The 20,343-nt window shown below is 42.9% G+C and carries 15 protein-coding genes; 5 read left to right on the top strand and 10 right to left on the bottom strand.

Annotated elements, in window-relative coordinates; translation table 11 throughout:
* Nucleotides 1–900: 900 nt before the first annotated feature.
* Nucleotides 901–1,299: a DUF4870 domain-containing protein gene (locus ACQ96U_RS12240; RefSeq protein ID WP_431721544.1), complete on the top strand. Its 399-nt coding sequence runs from the start codon at nucleotides 901–903 to the stop codon at nucleotides 1,297–1,299.
* A gap of 20 nt (nucleotides 1,300–1,319) precedes the next feature.
* On the opposite strand, the gene ACQ96U_RS12235 is transcribed toward ACQ96U_RS12240, so the two are convergent.
* The 9 genes from ACQ96U_RS12235 to gloB all read right to left on the bottom strand — a co-directional run bounded on the left by ACQ96U_RS12235 (nucleotide 1,320) and on the right by gloB (nucleotide 14,010).
* Nucleotides 1,320–2,138, bottom strand: coding sequence for a substrate-binding periplasmic protein (locus ACQ96U_RS12235; protein ID WP_431721543.1), 819 nt, complete (start codon nucleotides 2,136–2,138; stop codon nucleotides 1,320–1,322).
* Nucleotides 2,139–2,516: 378 nt separating this feature from the next.
* Nucleotides 2,517–3,314: an enoyl-ACP reductase FabI gene (locus ACQ96U_RS12230; protein WP_431721542.1), complete on the bottom strand. Its 798-nt coding sequence runs from the start codon at nucleotides 3,312–3,314 to the stop codon at nucleotides 2,517–2,519.
* A 147-nt stretch (nucleotides 3,315–3,461) separates the two neighbouring features.
* Entirely contained in the window at nucleotides 3,462–5,042 is a 1,581-nt protein-coding gene (locus ACQ96U_RS12225) for an ABC transporter ATP-binding protein (protein ID WP_431721541.1), read from the bottom strand.
* A complete protein-coding gene (locus ACQ96U_RS12220; protein WP_431721540.1) occupies nucleotides 5,039–6,076 on the bottom strand; it encodes an ABC transporter permease in 1,038 nt (345 codons plus the stop codon). The genes ACQ96U_RS12225 and ACQ96U_RS12220 overlap by 4 nt, the downstream gene beginning before the upstream one ends.
* A gap of 2 nt (nucleotides 6,077–6,078) precedes the next feature.
* On the bottom strand, nucleotides 6,079–7,155 hold the full coding sequence (locus ACQ96U_RS12215) for a microcin C ABC transporter permease YejB (RefSeq protein WP_431721539.1): 1,077 nt from the start codon (nucleotides 7,153–7,155) through the stop codon (nucleotides 6,079–6,081).
* Nucleotides 7,156–7,234: 79 nt separating this feature from the next.
* Entirely contained in the window at nucleotides 7,235–9,118 is a 1,884-nt protein-coding gene (locus ACQ96U_RS12210) for an extracellular solute-binding protein (RefSeq protein ID WP_431721538.1), read from the bottom strand.
* 20 nt (nucleotides 9,119–9,138) lie between these two features.
* Nucleotides 9,139–11,055: an extracellular solute-binding protein gene (locus tag ACQ96U_RS12205; protein WP_431721537.1), complete on the bottom strand. Its 1,917-nt coding sequence runs from the start codon at nucleotides 11,053–11,055 to the stop codon at nucleotides 9,139–9,141.
* 251 nt (nucleotides 11,056–11,306) lie between these two features.
* Nucleotides 11,307–12,986, bottom strand: a complete 1,680-nt coding sequence (locus ACQ96U_RS12200) for a LysM peptidoglycan-binding domain-containing protein (RefSeq protein ID WP_431721536.1) — start codon at nucleotides 12,984–12,986, stop codon at nucleotides 11,307–11,309.
* Between the two features lie 244 nt (nucleotides 12,987–13,230).
* The gene (gene gloB / locus ACQ96U_RS12195) at nucleotides 13,231–14,010 is read right to left on the bottom strand and encodes a hydroxyacylglutathione hydrolase (protein WP_431721535.1); all 780 of its coding nucleotides are present in this window, start codon (nucleotides 14,008–14,010) and stop codon (nucleotides 13,231–13,233) included.
* Between the two features lie 75 nt (nucleotides 14,011–14,085).
* On the opposite strand from gloB, the gene ACQ96U_RS12190 reads away from it, so the two are divergent.
* From ACQ96U_RS12190 to dnaQ, 3 genes are read left to right on the top strand one after another with little or no spacing between them, the layout of a single operon-like run.
* Complete coding sequence (locus ACQ96U_RS12190; RefSeq protein ID WP_431721534.1) at nucleotides 14,086–14,859, top strand: methyltransferase domain-containing protein; 774 nt, start codon at nucleotides 14,086–14,088, stop codon at nucleotides 14,857–14,859.
* Nucleotides 14,860–14,871: 12 nt separating this feature from the next.
* On the top strand, nucleotides 14,872–15,327 hold the full coding sequence (gene rnhA / locus ACQ96U_RS12185) for a ribonuclease HI (RefSeq protein ID WP_431721533.1): 456 nt from the start codon (nucleotides 14,872–14,874) through the stop codon (nucleotides 15,325–15,327).
* Nucleotides 15,328–15,375: 48 nt separating this feature from the next.
* Nucleotides 15,376–16,098, top strand: coding sequence for a DNA polymerase III subunit epsilon (dnaQ, locus tag ACQ96U_RS12180; RefSeq protein WP_431721532.1), 723 nt, complete (start codon nucleotides 15,376–15,378; stop codon nucleotides 16,096–16,098).
* A gap of 84 nt (nucleotides 16,099–16,182) precedes the next feature.
* Here dnaQ and nhaB read toward each other — a convergent pair whose 3' ends face one another.
* Entirely contained in the window at nucleotides 16,183–17,700 is a 1,518-nt protein-coding gene (gene nhaB, locus ACQ96U_RS12175; RefSeq protein ID WP_431721531.1) for a sodium/proton antiporter NhaB, read from the bottom strand.
* Between the two features lie 920 nt (nucleotides 17,701–18,620).
* Here nhaB and ACQ96U_RS12170 point away from each other — a divergent pair.
* On the top strand, nucleotides 18,621–20,330 hold the full coding sequence (locus ACQ96U_RS12170; protein ID WP_431721530.1) for a hypothetical protein: 1,710 nt from the start codon (nucleotides 18,621–18,623) through the stop codon (nucleotides 20,328–20,330).
* The last annotated feature ends 13 nt before the right edge of the window (nucleotides 20,331–20,343 follow it).

The raw sequence follows: 20,343 nt of genomic DNA, 5'->3' as shown, positions 1-20,343 counted from the left end.
ATCATTGGGCTTATGCCTATCACCAAAAATAGTTATATTCTTTTGTGGTAAATATTTCACACTTTTTGTGCTTCAGGTGATTGCAATTCACCGCTCATGCTGGAGTGTGTTGTTATTACTCATTTATATGAAATATCAGCTAATAGTGTATGGTGTGGAGCGACCTATTTTGATATTACCGTACATATGGGAGTAGTTATAAATGGCTTTTATTACATTTATATATTTCTTAAAATAAAATTGCATGCTTGTTTTTTAAATAAACCAAGTCACCAATATGACCGTATCACAAGCGCGTATAAGATTTACATTAATTGTGTGTGAAGAGTATATATGAACAATGGGTACTGTTTATTGACTTACACCGTTTAATAGGTTGTTTTTGAATATATTAATGTGTAGTAGGTTATTTATGAAAAAGTTGTGTTAAATGTTTTGATATAATAAATCTGGACGTAACCTTGATTAATGTAAGGTTATGCTAAATTAAAACTTTTGACTAATATGCAATCTTAAATAGGTATCAATTATACATCAAATACACCATTATCTAATTTAGCATGATTTAATGTTATGCGCTTTTTGTCGCATATGTGGTACGCTTTTTAATATAAAATTATGTTATTGTCCAGCTTTTTGCTGTGAATTAATCTGTCTGTAAGGGGCACCGCTGGTCAAGATGGCCTTTAGCATATGGCTATTAGCAGGTAAGTGCTGCAATTTACTTGAGTTTATATCTTTATTGTAGGATTTTATGCGTAGGACAGTAACAAGTAGCGTATCTGGAATTCAGGTTTACTTTAACGTGTTCTATACTTAAGCGATATTATTGTCATACAAAATATATGGGATCGATTTGCGTGGTTGCTAACATGTTGTACTGACGTTTAAGAGGTTAATATGGACGAGCAAGAAAAAAAGCCAATTAAGCAAGAGGATGATCCTTCATCAAGTATTGTTCCTTCAACTGAAGAACGTAACTGGGCCATGGCTTGTCATCTTTCAGCATTTGCAGGTCTATTGTTCCCTTTTGGTTTTATCATTGCGCCACTCATCATTTGGTTACTTAAAAAAGATACGATGCCTTTAGTGGCGAAGCATGGTGCTGAGTCGCTTAACTTTCAAATTACTTTTTTGTTTATTTATATTATTTGTACAGTGCTGTTTATTGTCTTTATCGGAATTATACTCTTGCCAATAGCAATGCTTGTGCATGGTATTTTTATATTTATCGCGAGTGTAAAAGTCAGTAACGGTGAGGATTATCAGTATCCATTTGCAATTCGCATAATTAATTAAAGCAATAAGGTACGTAGCTACTATTCCTTAAAATTACTGGGGGTTAGCTTTTCAATCGTTTTTGGAAATTGTGTGAGAGGGAGCCAGTTTTGATGTAGCTTCCTCATCCAACCATTTTGATGAAGCTGTTGGAGGTGTTGATACCAGCTGTTGATAATGGCAGGATCTGACCCTTTGGAGAAAGCGATATACAGTAAGTTCTCCTTAAGTGTGAATACTCGCTTGACCATGTTAGCGGGTATATTTGCCTGCTTTAGAATACTATCGATAGTGAGATCTGCTGTACACCATAAATCAATACGGCCCTGAACTAACTGCTGTGCAGAGTAGATGGGCTTGGAAACAATGACTAAATTATTAAAATTTTGAGCTTCCAGCAACTGCTGCTCCACGGCATCTCGATAAACGCCAACTGTTGCTATACGTCTAGCATCTTCTAGTGTGTTAATTTCAATTTTGCTATTCCATGTGGCATAAAAATTAGTTTGTCCAATAGCCACAGGGCCAATAAGGGTAAATTGTTGTTGTCGCTGAGGTGTAAGAGTCATGGTGAATAACACAACATTAGGCTCAGTGGTGATCATTTTCCATCCTCTAGCCCAAGGCACGATTTGTATGTTTACTTTCTGACGTTGCATGGAGAGAATTTTTTCGACGAGATCAACTGCATAGCCTTTAGGTTTGTTGTTTTCACTGTAAGTGATGGGGGGCCATTCCTCAGTGTAAAGCCTGAGAGGGGGGCGTTGTGGTGATGTGCTGGTTATTGAATCTGCATTGCTATATAGACTGTAAGTGATGAGCGTGAGAAAAAGGAAAGTGGCAGAAGGAAAACAGTTCATAGGAAACAAATTGGTCAATATGTCTGTTGTGCTACCTGAATTGACACGCTTTTAATGGTAAACATATAAACGACTGATTAATAAAGTCAGCAAAGAAAATTCACTCTTAACCGCACTATACTGACTATTTTGCCCAGCTTTTTACTTATACGTTTAGCGTTATCCCTCTTATGTAAGAGAGCACATTGAGAAATAAGGCGCTTTTTCTGAATATACTTAAGTATATCGCCTGATTTAAGCGGTTGTATTTTTTTGTGTCAGATTATTTTCTGAGAGGGAAGGGGAAGGAAGTATATAAAGAGACTCTCAACCACCTGCAACGATAAGATCAAGCAGGGGTTGAGACTTTATGGGGCTAAAGCAAACGTTTGCCAAAGGCTAGTTTTGCTCTAGTTGTCCCATTGCCGTACTACTAAAACCACCATCAACATGTGTGATCTCACCAGTAATACCACTGGCCAGGTCTGAACACAGAAAAGCACCCACATTACCCACTTCTTCAATGGTGACATTGCGGCGAAGAGGTGTATTTTGCTCACTAAAGCTGAGCATTTTGCGGAAACTCTTAATGCCAGAGGCAGCAAGCGTACGAATAGGTCCAGCGGAGATGGCATTCACGCGAGTGCCTTCTGGTCCCATCGCTGCTGCGGCATAACGTACGGATGCTTCTAAGCTGGCTTTTGCCAAGCCCATGACGTTGTAGTTAGGAATAGTCCGCTCAGCACCCAGATATGACAGCGTTAATAGGGCTCCGTTGCGGCCTCGCATCATTTCACGGCCAGCTTTAGCCAGGGCAACAAAGCTATAGGCACTGATGTCATGAGCAATTTTGAAGCCTTCACGGGTTGTCACATCAACAAAATCACCATCAAGCTGGTCACCAGGGGCAAACCCCACAGAGTGCACAATAATATCCAGGCCATCCCATTGTTTTGCAAGTCCAGTGAAAACGTTTTCAATATCTTCATCTTGGCTTACATCGCAGGGAAAACAGAGGTCTGCTGATGAGTCTAATTTGACAGCTAAATCTTCAACACGAGACTTGAGCTTGTCATTCTGATATGTAAATGCCAACTCAGCGCCTTCACGGCGCATTGCTTCAGCAATACCTGAAGCTATAGAGAGTTTACTGGCTACACCTACGATTAATGCTTTCTTTCCAGCAAGAAAACCCATATGTTGTTTCCTATTGTTTGGGAGGGACTATAAATCCCAAGAAATGGTTGGGTTGACTTAAAGGCTGTGAAGTATAGAGAATCCAAGCCTCGCTGGCGAGACTTATCAGTGTGTCTTTATGTTAACCAGCCTTTTTTTCCTCTGGGGCTACCAAAAGGCAGCCTGTAGTAAACTTTGTGTGTAGTGGTGCTGAGGGTTCTCAAGTACCTGCTGCGCAGCCCCTTGCTCCACAACTTTACCAAACTGCATAACAATCACTTTGTGGCTGATCGCTTTCACTACCGCTAAATCATGACTAATGAAAATATAACTGAGTTGATACTTTTGTTGTAATGTCTTTAATAAATCAAGTATCTGTCGTTGAATGGTCCGATCTAGTGCTGAAGTAGGTTCATCCAGAATAATTAACTCTGGACGTAAAACCAAGGCACGAGCGATCGCAATTCGCTGGCGTTGCCCACCTGAAAACTCATGCGGATAACGGTGCTGAACTTCATTCGGCAAACCAACATCTTCCAGGGCTTGTGCTATCCATTGTGCATGCTGATCTTTGTGCTTGGCTTGATGGACTATTAAGCCTTCGCCGATGATCTGAGCAATAGTCATTCTAGGGTTCAAACTACCAAAAGGGTCCTGAAACACAATTTGGATTGAACGTCTCAGTGGCCGGAATGCTTTTTGTTTTAGCTGATGGATAGGATTGTCATTAAATGAAATTGAGCCTTGCGCATTGACTAGCTTCAGTAAGGCAAAGCCAAGCGTTGATTTTCCTGAACCACTTTCACCAACAATACCCAGGGTTTCCCCTTGTTTAAGTGAAAAGCTAATATCATCAACAGCACGAATATGGCCTGAAATACGTTTAAAAATGCCTTTGTAGATTGGAAACCAAACTTTTAACTGGTCAACGGTCAAAAGCGTTTTTGTTTGCTCTGGTAACGGTTGCGGTGAGCCAGAAGGGACTGATGCCAGTAAGTGTTGGGTATACTCATGTTGTGGAGACTTAAACACCGACTGCAGAGGTCCTTGCTCAACCACGTGTCCTTGTTGCATAACGCAGACGTGATCGGCCATATGCTCAACCAGGTTCAGGTCATGACTAATGAGTAGAAGTGCCATGTTAGTTTGTTGCTGCAATGATTTGAGCAATTCTAAGATCTGACGTTGAACCGTGACGTCTAATGCCGTGGTTGGTTCATCAGCAATGAGCAGGTCAGGCTTATTGGCTAACGCCATCGCAATCATCACCCGCTGTCGCTGGCCACCTGATAGCTCGTGCGGAAATGCTTGAAGGCGACGTTTGGCGTCACGAATACCGACCTGTTCGAGTAGGGCAAGTGTTTGCTGTCGCGCTTCGTTTTGGGTGGTGCCACTGTGTAACAGAATGGTTTCACTGATTTGCTTTTCAACGGTGTGCAGTGGGTTGAGGGAGGTCATAGGCTCTTGAAAGATCATGCTGACACGGTTGCCTCGAAGACGTCGTAAGGCGACATCAGTTGCGCCTAACAGCTCTTGTCCTTGCCAGCGAACACTCCCTTTAGGAAAGTGAGCTTGTGCAGGGAGCAGCCCTAAAGTGGCTAACGCAGTTACTGACTTTCCTGATCCACTTTCACCTACAAGCGCTAATGTTTTACCCCTATTCAAAGTAAAACTAATATCACTAACTGCAGTTTGTTGGCCAAACTGAATCATCAGATTTTCAACTTCTAATAATGATGGTTGACTCATACAGGGAGTTTCCTGGGATCAAAAGCATCACGAGCGGCCTCACCAACAAAGACCAGTAGTGTCAATATCAAGCTGAGTGTTATAAAGGCTGACAGTCCCAGCCAGGGAGCCTGCAAATTATTCTTACCTTGAGCAACCAGTTCACCTAATGAGGGTGAGCCGACGGGTAGGCCAAAACCTAAAAAGTCTAATGAGGTTAATGTTGAAATCGCGGCAGTTAAGATGAATGGCAGGTAAGTCAGGGTTGCAACCATTGCATTTGGTAGCATATGTCTAAACATAATGACGAAGTTACTGATACCAAGTGCTCTGGCCGCACGGACATATTCCAGGTTTCTGGCTCGTAAAAACTCGGCTCGCACTAAATCCACCAGTTGCATCCAGCTGAATAACAACATGATTCCCAGTAGCCACCAAAAATTAGGATTGACAAAGCTGGATAAAATAATCAGTAAATACAAAGTGGGTAACCCGGAAAATACTTCAATCAGGCGTTGACCAATTAAGTCAACTTTACCACCGTAATAGCCTTGAGCTGCACCCACAATAATGCCAATAATGGAACTAAAGATCGTGAGTGTCAGGGCGAACAAAACAGAAATACGAAAGCCGTATATAATTCTAGCCACCACATCCCGGGCTTTATCATCACTGCCTAACCAGTTGTCTGAAGAGGGGGGGGCAGGCGCAGGTACAGGAAGGTCTTTAATAATGGTGTCATAGTTGTAGGGAATGGGAGGCCAAACCAGCCAGCCTTCTCCTTCAATTAATTCTTGTACATAAGGGTCTGTGTAATCTGCTTCTGTCGCAAATTCTCCACCAAAATCGGTTTCAAAGTAGGTTTTGACGACAGGAAAGTAATAACTGTTCTGAAATTTAATTAGAATGGGCTTATCGTTGGCTATCCACTCAGCCGCAAGTGAAAACCCGAACAGGATGATAAAAACCCATAGTGAGTAATAGCCTCGCCGATTATTTTTAAATATTTGCCAGCGACGCTGATTAATGGGACTCAGCTTTTGCATAATCCACATAGTCAACCTTCCCGGCTTTCAAAATCAATTCTGGGGTCAATAATCATATAGGTGATATCACCAACTAACTTCAGGAGTAAACCAATTAAGGTGTAGATATACACGGTGGCAAAAACCACGGGATAGTCACGACTTAAGGCGGCCTCAAAGCCCAGTAAACCTAACCCGTCAAGGGAGAAAACCACTTCAATTAGTAAGGAGCTGGTCAAGAAAATACCGACTAACGCGGCAGGGATTTGGGCAATCACGATCAGCATAGCATTACGAAAAACATGTCCATAGAGCACTCGTTTTTCAGACAATCCCTTAGCTTTTGCCGTTAAGACATACTGCTTATGTATTTCATCTAAGAAAGAATTTTTAGTGAGCATGGTGAGTGTTGCAAAGCCACTCACCACCATTGCTGTAATAGGCAACACTAAATGCCAAAAATAATCGAGCACCTGTTGCCAAATGGGGAGTTGGTCAAAATTATTGGAGGTAAGCCCTCGCAAGGGAAACCAGTTAAAATAGCTACCTCCTGCAAAGAGTACGATCAGTAAAATCGCAAACAAAAAGTTGGGAATGGCATAGCCTACAATAATGGTTGTTGATGTCCAAACATCAAACCGACTACCATGTTTGACAGCTTTTTTAATGCCTAAGGGAATGGATATTAAATAGACTAATAAGGTTGTCCAAAGCCCCAGTGATATTGATACGGGTAATTTATCAATAATTAAATCAATAACATCTTGATCCCGAAAAAAACTCTGGCCAAAGTTAAATGTTGCGTAGTTTTTTAACATCATCCAGAAGCGCTCAGAGGGTGGTTTATCAAATCCATAAAGCTTTTTGATTTCGGCAATTAACTCTGGGCGAAGACCTTGAGCGCCTCGGTACTGTCCATCTGGTTGAGCAATATCGGCACCTGTCCCACCAAGACGACTGCCAGCTCCTGTCTGAAGTCCTTGGAGTTGGGCCAGCATCTGCTCAACAGGGCCACCAGGGGCGGCCTGTATAATAATGAAGTTGATGAGCATGATGCCAAATATGGTTGGAATGATGAGCAATAAGCGTCGGATAATATAAACCAGCATCAACAAGCCTCTTTAAAGCAAACTGATAGTTATACCCTTCGCTGTGGGTATAAGCGGGGCCATTGGCAATGACATGACATTAGTTGGCTTTTTTACGCAAAGACTTTATTTTTTCGGCTTTTTGGGGATCTTCCCACCAAGTATCTAAGGTAAAGGTGTATTTGGGTGAAATCTTAGGTTGACCAAATTTGTTCCAATAAATAAGGCGATGTTGATTGATATGAAACTGAGGGATCACATAGTGATTCCACAGTAAAACACGGTCTAATGCGCGGCAGTAGTTAATTAATGTTTCGCGACTGGATGCGGTAATAATTTTATTAACAAGGTCATCAACAACGGGGTTTTTGATACCAATATAGTTACGACTACCTTGAATATCTGCCTGCGAAGAGTGCCAGAAGTCACGTTGCTCATTCCCTGGTGACTGACTTTGCCCAAATCCACCAATGATCATATCAAAGTCAAAGCTTTGTACGCGTTTGACATACTGCTGAGCATCAACTTGTCGGATGGTCATCTCGATACCCAGCTTTTTTAAGCTTTCTTGAAACGGCAGAATAACTCTTTCCATTTCAGGTTGAGTGAGCAATATTTCAAAGGTAAAAGGTGTATTGGTTTTTTTATTGACAAGCTTGCCTTCTTTTAAGGTATATCCTGCTTCTTTGAGTAAACGAAGTGCTTGCCGTAATTGTTGTCGGTTATTACCTGAACCATCCGTTTTGGGTAGCTCAAAAGCTTGAGTGAAAAGCGCTTCAGGAAGTTGATCTTTATAGGGTTCAAGAATTTTTAGTTCATCAGGTGATGGGAGGCCTGAGGAGGCCATTTCAGAGTTTTCAAAAAAACTGTCAGTGCGTTCGTAACTATTATAAAACAAATTTTTATTGGCCCACTCGAAATCATAGGCATAACTTAATGCTTGGCGTACCTTGCTATCTGCAAAAACAGGGCGGCGAATGTTGTATATAAAGCCTTGCAAACCAGCACGTGATAAGTTTGGTAGGGTTTTCTTGACCATGGCCTGGCTGGTGAATAGCTTACCCTCATACTGGGTTGCCCAGTTTTTAGCACTGTTTTCAAGCCGAACATCATATTCACCCGCTTTTAATGCTTCTATAGCAACGGTTGGGTCACGATAGTAATCATAACGAATGGTCTCAAAGTTGTATTTTCCACGGGTTACAGGGAGGTCTTTACCCCAGTAGTTAGGGTCTCGCTTATAAGTAATGGAGCGACCAGCATCAACTTGGCTGATGGTATAGGGACCACTGCCAATCGGTGGTGTAAGTGTGGTTTTATTAAAAGTGTGCTGGCTCCAGTAGTGTTTAGGTAAAACAGCAAACTGGCCGATGATCATGGCCAGTTCCCGATTATCACCTGGTGTAAAGGTAAATTTTACCCGCCATTTATCGAGCGCCTCGACTTGTTCAACATTGGCATAATAGGTTTTGTATATAGGGTGTCCTTCTTTTTGCAACAAGTTAAAGCTAAATACGACATCTTCAGCCGTTAGGGGGTGTCCGTCATGAAAATGGATGTTCTTACGTAGATGAAAAATAATCCAAGCACGGTTTTCTGGCCATTCCATTTGTTCTGCCAATAAGCCATACATGGTAAAAGGTTCATCTTCGCTGTGATAAAGAAGTGTGTCATAAAAATAATTATTGTAGAGCGCTGTCATCCCACTAGCAGCAATTCCCTTAACGATAAAGGGGTTTAAACTATCAAAACCACTTGAGGAGATAGCTGCCAGGCGTAAAGTACCACCTTTAGGGGCATCAGGATTGACAAAGTCAAAGTGAGTAAAGTCTGCAGGGTACTTGGGTTTACCATGAATGGTAATGGCATGACTTTTATGGATCTTTTCTTCAGCTTGAACAGCAAGGGCTAAGCCTAGCAAGGTTGCCAGTAAAAAAAGTACGTTGATAGGATGATGTTTGCTTTTTAATTGGCAAGTTGACATAAGTAGTATTTTTCCTGTCCTTATTGATCATTTACCCACCAGCACTCAAAGCAGAATGAATAGGGCGGTGAAATAGCAGGCCTTTGCAAATGTTTCCAATACGCTACCCGATGATAATTTAAGTACCAATGTGGAATAATAAAGTAATGCCAGAGCAGTATTCTATCCAAACTACGCGTAAATAGCTGAAGCTCTTTACGGCTGTGTGCCTCAGTTATCATCGTGAGAAGTTGATCTACAGCGGGCAGCTGTATACCCGACAAGTTAAGTGAGCCGGGTACAGCGGCTTGAGAAGAGTGAAACAATGACTTTAAATTTTGCCCAGGAGAGAGCGATTGAGACAACGCCAGTGTTGTCATATCAAAGTCAAATTGCTTGAGGCGCTCTTGATAAGAAGCACTATCGACGATGCGAATACGCATCTCAATACCTATTCGTTTCAGGTTTTTTTGTAAAGGGAGCAGTATTCGCGAACTACTTTGTTGGTAGTCTAATGCTTCAAATGTAAAAGGTATGCCTTGAGTATTGACCAGCTTACCTTTTTGCATGCGCCAACCTGCTGCAGTGAGTTTTCTTAAGGCAATACGTTGTCGATCGCGAATTGTGCCATCATGGATATTTGGAAGCTTGAAGGGTTTTTCTTTAATTTTTGCAGGCAGTTTAAACTGCGAGAGTAGCTTTCGCTCTTCTGGTGTTGGAGGACCAAAGCTACCTAAGTCCGAATTGGCAAATAAGCTGTTTGAGCGTTGATACGCCTCATGAAACAGAACTTTGTTTGTCCACTCAAAATCAAAGGTCCAGGCAATCGCCTCTCGGGAGGCAATATCATTAAACGGAAAGTGTCGACTGTTTAAAAAAAAACCTTGTAATGAGGCTGGTTCACGATGAGGAATGACTTCTTTGATCACCTTGCCTGATTGGACGGCTGGAAAATGGTAAGAGGTTTCCCACTGCCTGGCGATATGTTCCAGGCGAAAGTCGTACTGGTTAGCTTTAAATGCTTCAAATGCGACAGTGCTTTCTTGAAAGAAAAGGTACTCAACCGTATCAAAATTATATCGCCCGCGATTGATGGGTAATGATTTTCCCCAGTAATTTTTTTCGCGTTTAAAGGTAATACTTCGCCCGGGCTCTACTTTAGTCATTCGATAAGGCCCACTATTAAGGGGCGGCTCAAGGGTAGTGGCAGCAAAATTCCGATCAGTCCAATAGGCTGCTGATAATACCGGTAGTTCGCCAAGCCGAAGTATCAGGCTACGCCGACTACTCCCCGAGAGTAAGAATTTGACCTGCTGTTTTGAAAGGGCAATAGCATCTTTAACGTCTGTATAAACAAGTTTATAGCGAGGATGCCCTTGCTTAATGAGGGTATTAAAGGAAAAGACAACATCTTGAGCAGTGATGGGGGTGTTATCATGAAAACGCGCTTCTGGTCGTATGTGGAAAATAACCCAGTCGTAATTTGCAGGAAACTCAATATTCTCTGCAATCAAACCGTAGGCGGTTTGATATTCATCACCGACACGGTTATCACCTGTCGTACCCATTAATAGGGTTTCATTATTTTCATTGATGCCATAAACAAAAAAACCGGGGGTGTTTACCGGGCTGGTGCCTTTTAAGGTATAAGGATTTAAGGTATCAAAGGTACCAAGTGCCGAGAGGGTGATCTTTCCACCTTTGGGGGCATTAGGGTTAACATAATTAAAATGCTTAAAATCAGCAGGGTATTGAGGTTCACCGTGTAGTGCTATAGCTGATACTTTAATTATAGGGGAAAGAGCTGCTTTGGGTGTTGCTACGGAGACAGGTGTTTCACTTGCAAACGCAAGGTAGTAAGCCATAAACCCTGTCACTAAAATCAGCCATTGTAACCCGCTAATAAAGGTCCAATGTTTTACTGAGTGATTTGTGCTGGGTAAAGCCTGTTGGTGCATTTTATCCCTCAAGCATGACTGAGTCGTTAGTTGGAAATACTACGCAAGATGTCATTATTATTACGTCAGAAACACAATCTAAAATGATTACTCTTATCAGTATATCTGGCGTGCGGGATAATGTTGGGTGGATTGATATTTCTTAATAACAAAGAACAGATTAAGGGGGGAGGCTGGCTATAACCTATGAGGATTGTAATAGGTTATAGCCGCCGATCAACAAGATAACTAAATGGTGGGTAGAGCTGGCTTTAAGTGCCTGTCACATTCACAAACAAGGTAAGTGCTTGTCCTGGTTTTAGATTAGTGTGCTGTAGTTGGTTCCAGTCTTGGATATCATCGACACGCACATTAAAACGCGAGGCAATTCTATAAAGAGAGTCACCTTTACGTACTTTATAGTTTACCTTGCGTTTTACTTTTCTTTTTTGAGTCGGGGTGTGAGCGCTGGATCGTACATTATTTAATTGTACGACTAAACGTTGGCCTGGTTTTAAGGTATCTCTTGGTGATAGGTTATTCCATCGGCTCAATGCGCTTACACTGACATCATATTGACGGGCAATATGCCAAAATGAGTCGCCTCGTTTCACTTTGTAATACACTGACTTGCCTTGAGCTGCAACGCTGGCCTGCTTACCACGGCGGCGTTGAGCACGTGTTTTCGTGTATTGACTCAGTAGCTGGCTTGCTTGAGGAATAAGCAATGTTTGCCCTATACGAATACGGTGGCTAGACAGCTTATTGGCTTGCTGAATCACTTTAGTTCGTGTTTGGAATCGATTGGCAATCGCGATCAGTGAGTCTCCCCGCCTGACCTGATAACGTTGCCATTGCATACGCTTTTTGGGTGGGAGCTTTTGTAAGGCATCCTGAAACTGACTTGCTTGGGTAATGGGGACAAGTAAGTAATGGGGTCCATTAGGATCAGTGGCCCACTGATTAAACCCAGGATTTAATTGGTAAAGGGTGTCCAGTGGTAAGGCCGCCATGTCAGCAGCTAGTGCCAAATCAATTTGGCCTTGCGTTTTCACTTTTTGAAAGTAAGGTTTATTGGCGACAGCAGGCATTTTAATGTCATAGCGATCAGTATTCGCGATGATATGCGCTAAAGCCAGCAAACGAGGGACATATTGTTCAGTTTCTCTAGGTAGATCGAGAGACCAATAGTCTTGAGGTTTACCTGCTTGTTTATTTCTGCGCATCGCTTTAAGAATGGTACCTTCGCCAGCATTATAAGAGGCTAGAGCCAGTTCCCAATCACCAAGATGACTATACAGTTTGCTTAAGTAGTCGAGTGCTGCATTTGTCGAGGCAACAACATCTCGGCGACCGTCATACCACCAGTTTTGTTTAAGTCCAAAGTATTTCCCCGTACTGGGAATAAACTGCCAAAGTCCTGAAGCGCGTCCAGGCGAGTAGGCAAAAGGATCATAAGCACTCTCAATTACTGGGAGTAAGGCGAGTTCAGTCGGTAGTCCACGCTGTTCCACAAGTTCAGTGATGTAAAACAGGTAAGGTTCTGCTCTTTGGTTCACTCGCTGAATGTATTTGGGGTGTTTTTTGAACCAGGCAATTTCCCGTTGTATACGTGGATGGTCAATAGGATACGGTAAGGAGAACTGCTGGCTTAATCTTATCCAGACATTATTGAGCTGAGTGGTGTTTGATGTTGCTGTAGTGGACTGCTTTAGTGTTTCCTGGTCTGCACGTGCAGCGGCCTCAGCTGAGAGTGACTGGGTTGCAGGCTCTTGGTGAAACCAGGAAAAAACAGATTGAGGCGTGTCAGGATCGGGAATTTGAGTGGAGGTTAGTGGTTTACTGGTTTGACAGCCTGATAGCAGGACTGTACCTGTAAGCCCAAGACAACAGAGCAATAGGCGGTAGGCTTTTCTGCCCCCAAAAGAGTCATTTTGATAATACAACATCATATGGCCAGGATTGTGTAACACACTTTTTATGAAGCGAACCTACTAACAGGAAGGTCGCAGTGTTTATGGTAACTTTAGGTCATTGCGGTTAATTTTGGTGAAATATATCTATAAAAAAGTGCGTAGCATATCATCAAAATACTGTGAAATGTAAAGAATAAAAAAGCCGCAAAAAGCGGCTTAGAGGTAATAACTTGCTTATATTTTACTGTATCGCGTAGTTTTAATAGTGAGTATCAGCCTATCAAAAGTGGTCTTTCCAGCGGCGCAAAGTAGCAAAGACATCAACCGGGCTGACAAGATCTTGCTGAATGTGCGACTCACAGCGATGCTTTACAGAAGGCTCGGCACAACGCAAAAAGGGATTGGTACTCAACTCATCTGCAAGGGTTGATGGTAGGGTGGGTTGGTGATGGTTGCGTAATTGAGCAACGTGTTGTCGTCGCGCATTGAGTTCAGTGTTATTTGGTTCAACCGCATGAGCAAAGGCTAAATTGTTTTGGGTATATTCGTGAGCACAATAGACGAGTGTATTTGCAGGTAAGTGAGTCAGTTGTTGTAACGATTGGTAAAGTTGTTGTGCCGTGCCTTCAAATAGTCGACCACAACCTCCAGCAAACAGGGTATCACCACAGAATAAAACCGGCTGGTTTAAGAATGATTCTGAAAAGTAAGCAATATGGTCGAGGGTATGACCAGGTACGGCAATGACCTTAAATGTGTGCTCCAGTACAGTCAGGGTATCATCAGCAGAGAGCGGCACATCAATGTCATGAATAGCATCACTCTTAGGGCCATAAGTCACTGGTTTGAAAAGTTTTTTGAGCGCCTTCAAACCACCAACATGATCAAAGTGATGGTGGGTGATGAGGATGCCTTCTAGTTGTAACTGTTTTTCTTGTAGGGTGTCGATGACAACCTTAGCGTCACCTGGATCGACAACCCACGCCTTGTGAGTTTTGGTCTCACTGATGAGCCAGATATAATTATCGTTAAATGCAGGAATCGGTGAAATAGAAAGCATAAGTCGCGCACCTGACTTTTTAATAATAGTAAAACATTAATGATATTATACGGTAGTTAGCTTAATGAGCGTGTTATGAAATTATGGCGTAACGTCAGACAGCGACCCAGTTATTCAGCAATACTGCCTGTTTTACATCAATGGTTACAGACAGGTGTTGGTAAGCGTTTTCTTGCTTCAGGGCATCAGCTACTGGATCATACACTGGATAGCGTATTTGGTTATCATGGTGTCGTTGTCAGTATTTGCGAGACACCCTCTATTTTGCAGGCTAGCCGTGTCGCTCATCATACATTAATAACACCTTTTACTTTACCCGAATGGGGAGAACATCAAGTCATTGCTTCCCCCAGTAATTGGCCGCTAAGACCAAGAAGTGTGGATATGGTGTTATTACATCATGGCTTAGACTATGTTGAGCGTCCTCACCGACTGTTAAGAGAAGCCTGTAAAGTCGTCATTCCGGGGGGCAAAATCATCATTGTTGGGTTTAATCCTTGGAGCTTATGGGGGGCATCACGGCGGGTACGAGAGGGCTATAAACGAGGAGGAAAGTATGCCAACTTTATTGCTGTTCGTCGTTTGCAGGATTGGTTAACGTTGCTGAACTTCTCTGTTGATCACTTACAATATGCTGGATTTACGCTACCTATTGCTCCAGGAAGAAAAGCGGAGCCCGCCTGGGAAAAACGCTGTGAGCGTTGGCATTTACCGTTTGGAAGTTTGTATTTACTAAAAGCAACCCGAGAACTCGCGGGAATGACACCTATTCGCCCTGTTTGGCGTCAGCTAAGAGAGTCTCTTGCGACACCAACCTTGGTGGAACCTAATACACGACGAGAGATTTAAGTGGAGAATAGTTTGAGTCAGGTAGTAGAAATTTTTACAGATGGTGCGTGTAAAGGTAATCCTGGCCCAGGAGGATGGGGCGTGTTACTTCGCTATAAAAATCAGGAAAAAACCTTATGTGGTGGAGCGTTGGACACCACCAATAATCGTATGGAATTAATGGCGGCTATTGAGGGCTTGAATGCACTGACTCGTGCTTGCAATGTGCGTTTGACTACTGATTCAGAGTATTTGCGTAAAGGTATTTCGGAGTGGATGCCTAACTGGAAACGTAGAAACTGGCGAACAGCCAGTAAGTCCCCCGTTAAAAATGCTGATCTTTGGCAGGCACTAGATGCAGCTGCGCAACGCCATCAGGTAGAGTGGTGTTGGGTTAAGGCGCACAACGGACATCCTGATAATGAACGTGCTGACCAGTTGGCTAACCAAGGCGTGATACAGGTTTTATCATCATCCGCTGATGAGTGATTGGATTTTAGTAAAAGTGATATTGAATTTAAGTAAAGAAGAGCTGCCATGCGTATAGTTGTCTTGGATACTGAAACAACAGGCCTTGAACCCTCTCAGGGACATCGAATTATTGAAATTGGTTGTGTTGAGTTAGAAAACCGCCGTTATACTGGACGCAGTTTTCACTGTTATATCCAACCTGATCGAGAGGTGGATGATGGTGCAGTTCAGGTTCATGGTATAACCAATGAGTTTTTACAGGATAAACCCCGATTCCAAGAAATTGTTGAAGAGTTTGTGTCATTTGTCAGAGGGGCGGAACTGGTTATTCATAATGCCCCCTTTGATGTGGGTTTTATCAATCACGAATTTAATCTTCTTAGCCGTCCCTTACCTGGTGTAGATACTATCTGTCAGATCACCGACAGTTTGGTGATGGCGCGTAAAAAACATCCTGGTCAGAAAAACAGTTTGGATGCACTGTGTAAGCGTTATGGCGTTGATAACTCGGCACGGACTTATCACGGTGCCCTCCTGGACGCAGAGATTCTGGCTGATGTTTATCTAGCGATGACCGGTGGGCAAACCATGTTGTCGTTAGGCTCAGCAGATAGTGATGAGGGTGAAGGGACTAGTCGTATTCATCGGGTTTCCAGTGATCGTCCAGCCTTACCAATTATTATGGCGTCTGCAGAAGAAATAGAAGTCCATCAAGCAAAACTACAACAGATGGCGGACAGTGGTGCGTGCTTGTGGCATGAGTTAGAAGGTGCTGAAGGGCAAAGCTAAGAAAGGATAAACACACAGTATAGTCTGGAGTGGGTATTGTGAGTTATAACCAACCACCCTTTGATGAGTGGTTGGTTAGTAAGCTTAGATAAGGGTTGAGACGCAGATATAGCCCACCAGGGTTAATACAATGGTATAAGGTAAGGCCATTAGCACCATTCGGCCATAACTCAGTCGAATAAGAGGGGCTAATGCGGATGTTAGCAAGAACAGAAAGGCCGCTTGACCATTCGGTGTGGCAACGCTGGGTAAGTTGGTTCCCGTGTTGATGGCTATTGCTAATGTATCAAGGTGCTCGCGAGAAATGATGTTGGCTTTGTAGGCTGCAACGACTTCATTAATGTAAACAGTTGCTACAAATACGTTATCACTGATCATGGATAAAATACCATTTGCCAAGAAGAACATGCCAGGTTGAGCTGATTTTTTCATTTCCAGAACGGCATGAATAATGGGGGTAAATAAATGTTGATCATGGATAACGGCAACAATCCCAAAAAATACCACTAGCAGTGCTGTAAAGGGAAGAGCTTCTTCAAAGGCTTTTCCAAGCTGATGTTCTTCAATAATGCCTGTAAAAGCGGTAATCAACACAATAACCAGTAAGCCAATAAAGCCTACTTCAGCAATGTGAAAGGCAAGTCCAAGCACTAAGATTAGGCCTGCAACGGCTTGTACTATGAGGGCTGCAATATCTTTGTTAGTGCGTTTTTCGGCTTCAACATCAGCATATTCTGTTAATACTTCACGTACTGCAATGGGTAGTGTTGCGCCATAACCAAACCAGCAGGTCTTTTCTAATATGACCAGGGTCAGTAGTCCTGCCACAAATACAGGCATGGTGACAGGTGCCATTCGTAAAAAGAACTCAACAAACTCCCAGTTTATTTTGTCAGCAATGAGTAGGTTTTGGGGTTCGCCTACAACCGTACAAACCCCGCCAAGTGCTGTACCTATAGCTGCATGCATCATGAGATTACGCAGGAAGGCCCGGAACTGTTCAAGGTCAGAGCGGTGTAACTCAACCACCATATCGTCTTGATGGTGATTGTGGTCTGGGTGTTGGAGCTTTTTACCTGAGGCAATCTTGTGGTAAACCGAGTAAAAGCCAACGGCAACACTGATGATGACTGCAGTTACTGTTAAAGCATCTAAGAAGGCTGACAACAACGCTGAGACAATAGAAAAAAGAAGGGATAAAGCAATTTTTGAGCGAACACCGATAAGTATCTTAGTAAAAATAAAGAGTAGTAAATCCTTCATGAAGTAGATACCAGCCACCATAAACATCAGTAACAAGATAACTGGGAAATTCTGGAATACCTCATTCTTTAAGGTCTCAGGTGTGGTTAGGTGTAAAAGCATGGCCTCGATGACCAATAACCCCCCTGGTTGGAGGGGATAGCATTTCAATGCCATCGCCAGCGTAAAAATAAACTCTAATACAAGACACCAAGAGGTTACCGTTGGGCCAGTCTCAGGGGGTAAACCAAAGAGAAGCAATGGGTTAATGACTAAAAATGCCAGAATGGTGTACTTATACCAATCCGCTGAGTTTCCCAGAAAGTTGTGCATGAATGCACTTTTAACAGAACTAGGCATACGCTCTTCCTAACTAAAGTTACTGGCCATGTTGATATACAAACATGTTAACAACTGAACACTGCAACCAGTGGTCATAGGTGCCAATATCCATTAATGCGGGAACACTTAAGCTTTGCATGCCATAAAGGGCCTTGTTGCGAAAAGCAGAGGTGTACCACACAGGTATCAGTGACTAATCCGGCTAGTGTAAATATATGAATTAACGTAGCTGCGAATAAAGATTAGTACACCGAACGCCATTACTGGATATGGCATGTTGCAACTGAAGATGGTTGCTTGTGGCACCGCCTCGCCTTTGGTGGTAAGACCTGCTCACCTGTTAGGTGAGTGGCTTCAGGTTAAGGTATCTGAGGTCAGATCTTACCACCAAAGGCGACACGCGCACTTTAATATAGTAAACCACTAATTTAGTGGCGATGATATAAATCAGTTTAAGGCAATGTGAAGGGAATTATAACGACTTTCTCTTGGAAAAGCAGTTTCTATCAAGAATTTCAGTGGGTAAAGCACATTGATCATAAATAACTCACTCGCTTTTTAGGGGGTAGTTGTTATATTTAACAGAGGTATAGTAACGATTTTTGCATGAATTCATGTGTTATATGTTGAGAGCAGGTATGCCGCTATACTCCTTAACGTTGTGTTTATCACTAAAATAATGACATACTTAAAAGTCATAACCCTTATATTGATGTGTTGTTATTGGGCATGATGTAGGAGAGACTACCATATCTATCAGGGGAGCCAGCACTTATCCTGAGTGGATTCATTGCTGTTTAGCAGGCATACTACGGGTGTTCCCTACTAATGCACTTAACTTGTAGTATGTTTACTACGCAAACTGATTTAGACAAAGCCTGTGTTAACTCAGGTTTTTTTCACGCTGTTAATACCATGATGTTTGGAGTTACTATCTGATGGCGGGTGCTTCTTCTTTAAGCTTGGTTCGTGATGAACTGGAAGCCACAATCCAGAATGCCGAACACAGTTTGGAAAGTTTTATTGAGGATCGTGAAAATGGTTCTCATATCCAGTCGTGTGTAGATTACTTACAGCAAATTCGAGGTACGCTCAATCTTATCGAAGTGAGTGGGGCCGAGTTATTAGCTCAAGAAATGCTTGAGCTGGCAACTGATATTCCAGAGGGTGCTTCAGCAGAAAAAGATGAAACATTGAGTGCATTGGGTAATGGGCTTTTTGTATTAAACCGTTATCTGGAGTATTTGCAGCTTAATCGAAACGAAATCCCCGAACTGCTAATTGCCGTTATTAACGAATTGCGAAGTGCACGGAAAAAGGCAGCACTGCCAGAAAGTCATTTCTTTACCGTTCGTCTTGATTCTTCTATTCCACAGCCTGATGACTCTGCTGAACTATCGGCTCAGGAATTAGGTCAAAGTACCCGTCGGCTACGCCAAATGTATCAAGTTGGTTTACTGGGACTGATTCGGGAAGAGAATGTATATTCCAGCGCTCGGTTGATGTCTCGTGCTTTAACGCGGCTTTATAGGCTTTATGGAAAACAGTCCTTTGCTAAATTACTGTGGGTTGGCAGTGCGGCTTTAGAGTCATTTGCGGATGCCGAGATGCAAGTCACCAAACCAAGGAAGATGCTGTTAGCCTCGGTTGATCGGCAGATAAAGCGTTTGCAGTCTCCTACCGAAGAGCTGGCCAATATTGAGCCTCCAAAAGCGATTCTCAAAGAACTGCTTTACTATATAGCACTTGCCAGCACTAAAGGTTCACTGGCTTCTGCAGTGCAAAAAACATTTGGCTTGCTACCGTTACCGTTTAATGATCATCGGCTTGCTGAAGAGCGCTCTATCTTAGCGGGACCAGGTAATGAAGTTTATCGTTCTGTCTCCAGTGCGATTAAGGAAGAGTTAGCCACCATTAAAGATATGCTTGATTTGCTAGAGCGGGGTGCTGGTCATACTGAAAATGACTTCACTGATATGCAAGATAGCTTGGGCCGTTTAGCCAACACTTTAATTGTTGTGGGTTTGTTATCTGCAGCTAAATCCCTCAAAGCACAACAACAGGTTGTGGCTGACTGGCAGCAAGCTGGCGAGGTTCAAGACCAGGAACAATTGCTGAAGCTGGCCGATACCGTCTTGTATGTAGAGTCTCTGGTTTCCAGCCTGGAAAGCTCGATGGTAAAAGCCTCTCGTCATGATGCGGCCCCAGGAAGTGAGTCATCAACGATGGCTAATACTCAACTGACTGAAGCAAGAATCGTTGTGGTTGAGGAGTCACAAGCAGGGTTAGCCCTGGCAAAACGAGCCATTACTGCTTTTATGGAGTCAAACTGGGATAAGATGCATTTAGGCAATCTTCCTGCTACGTTAGATGCGGTGCGAGGTGGACTCTTCTTTTTAGGGCTTGAGCGTGCATCAGCGGTACTTGATGCGTGCAATCGCTTTATCCAGGAACGCATTATGAAAAGTGCGGAGCCACCATCAACGGAAATGCTTGAAACACTCGCTGATGCACTTACCAGTCTGGAGTATTTTCTAGAGGGGATGGAAAGTACGCAGCAGGCTGCCCAGGAAGTGCTTGAGCTTGCTGAAACAAGTTTGGCTGACCTAGGCTATAAAACCAATTATCAAACGGCTTCTGCTTCATAAGATTATCGGCCAA

Origin of the sequence: Zooshikella sp. RANM57, from assembly GCF_050749885.1 — a bacterium.
Taxonomy (GTDB): domain Bacteria; phylum Pseudomonadota; class Gammaproteobacteria; order Pseudomonadales; family Zooshikellaceae; genus Zooshikella.
The sequence above is the reverse complement of the archived record's forward strand: the minus strand, read 5'-3'. Positions and strand labels throughout refer to the sequence as shown.

Excerpts from the sequence above, each read along its gene's own strand:
- ACQ96U_RS12220 (WP_431721540.1), bottom strand. The coding sequence starts at position 6,076 with ATGTGGATTATGCAAAAGCTGAGTCCCATTAATCAGCGTCGCTGGCAA.
- ACQ96U_RS12235 (WP_431721543.1), bottom strand. The coding sequence starts at position 2,138 with ATGAACTGTTTTCCTTCTGCCACTTTCCTTTTTCTCACGCTCATCACT.
- dnaQ (WP_431721532.1), top strand. The coding sequence starts at position 15,376 with ATGCGTATAGTTGTCTTGGATACTGAAACAACAGGCCTTGAACCCTCT.
- ACQ96U_RS12170 (WP_431721530.1), top strand. The coding sequence starts at position 18,621 with ATGGCGGGTGCTTCTTCTTTAAGCTTGGTTCGTGATGAACTGGAAGCC.
- ACQ96U_RS12240 (WP_431721544.1), top strand. The coding sequence starts at position 901 with ATGGACGAGCAAGAAAAAAAGCCAATTAAGCAAGAGGATGATCCTTCA.
- ACQ96U_RS12205 (WP_431721537.1), bottom strand. The coding sequence starts at position 11,055 with ATGCACCAACAGGCTTTACCCAGCACAAATCACTCAGTAAAACATTGG.
- ACQ96U_RS12225 (WP_431721541.1), bottom strand. The coding sequence starts at position 5,042 with ATGAGTCAACCATCATTATTAGAAGTTGAAAATCTGATGATTCAGTTT.
- nhaB (WP_431721531.1), bottom strand. The coding sequence starts at position 17,700 with ATGCCTAGTTCTGTTAAAAGTGCATTCATGCACAACTTTCTGGGAAAC.
- ACQ96U_RS12210 (WP_431721538.1), bottom strand. The coding sequence starts at position 9,118 with ATGTCAACTTGCCAATTAAAAAGCAAACATCATCCTATCAACGTACTT.
- gloB (WP_431721535.1), bottom strand. The coding sequence starts at position 14,010 with ATGCTTTCTATTTCACCGATTCCTGCATTTAACGATAATTATATCTGG.
- ACQ96U_RS12215 (WP_431721539.1), bottom strand. The coding sequence starts at position 7,155 with ATGCTGGTTTATATTATCCGACGCTTATTGCTCATCATTCCAACCATA.
- ACQ96U_RS12190 (WP_431721534.1), top strand. The coding sequence starts at position 14,086 with ATGAAATTATGGCGTAACGTCAGACAGCGACCCAGTTATTCAGCAATA.
- ACQ96U_RS12230 (WP_431721542.1), bottom strand. The coding sequence starts at position 3,314 with ATGGGTTTTCTTGCTGGAAAGAAAGCATTAATCGTAGGTGTAGCCAGT.
- ACQ96U_RS12200 (WP_431721536.1), bottom strand. The coding sequence starts at position 12,986 with ATGATGTTGTATTATCAAAATGACTCTTTTGGGGGCAGAAAAGCCTAC.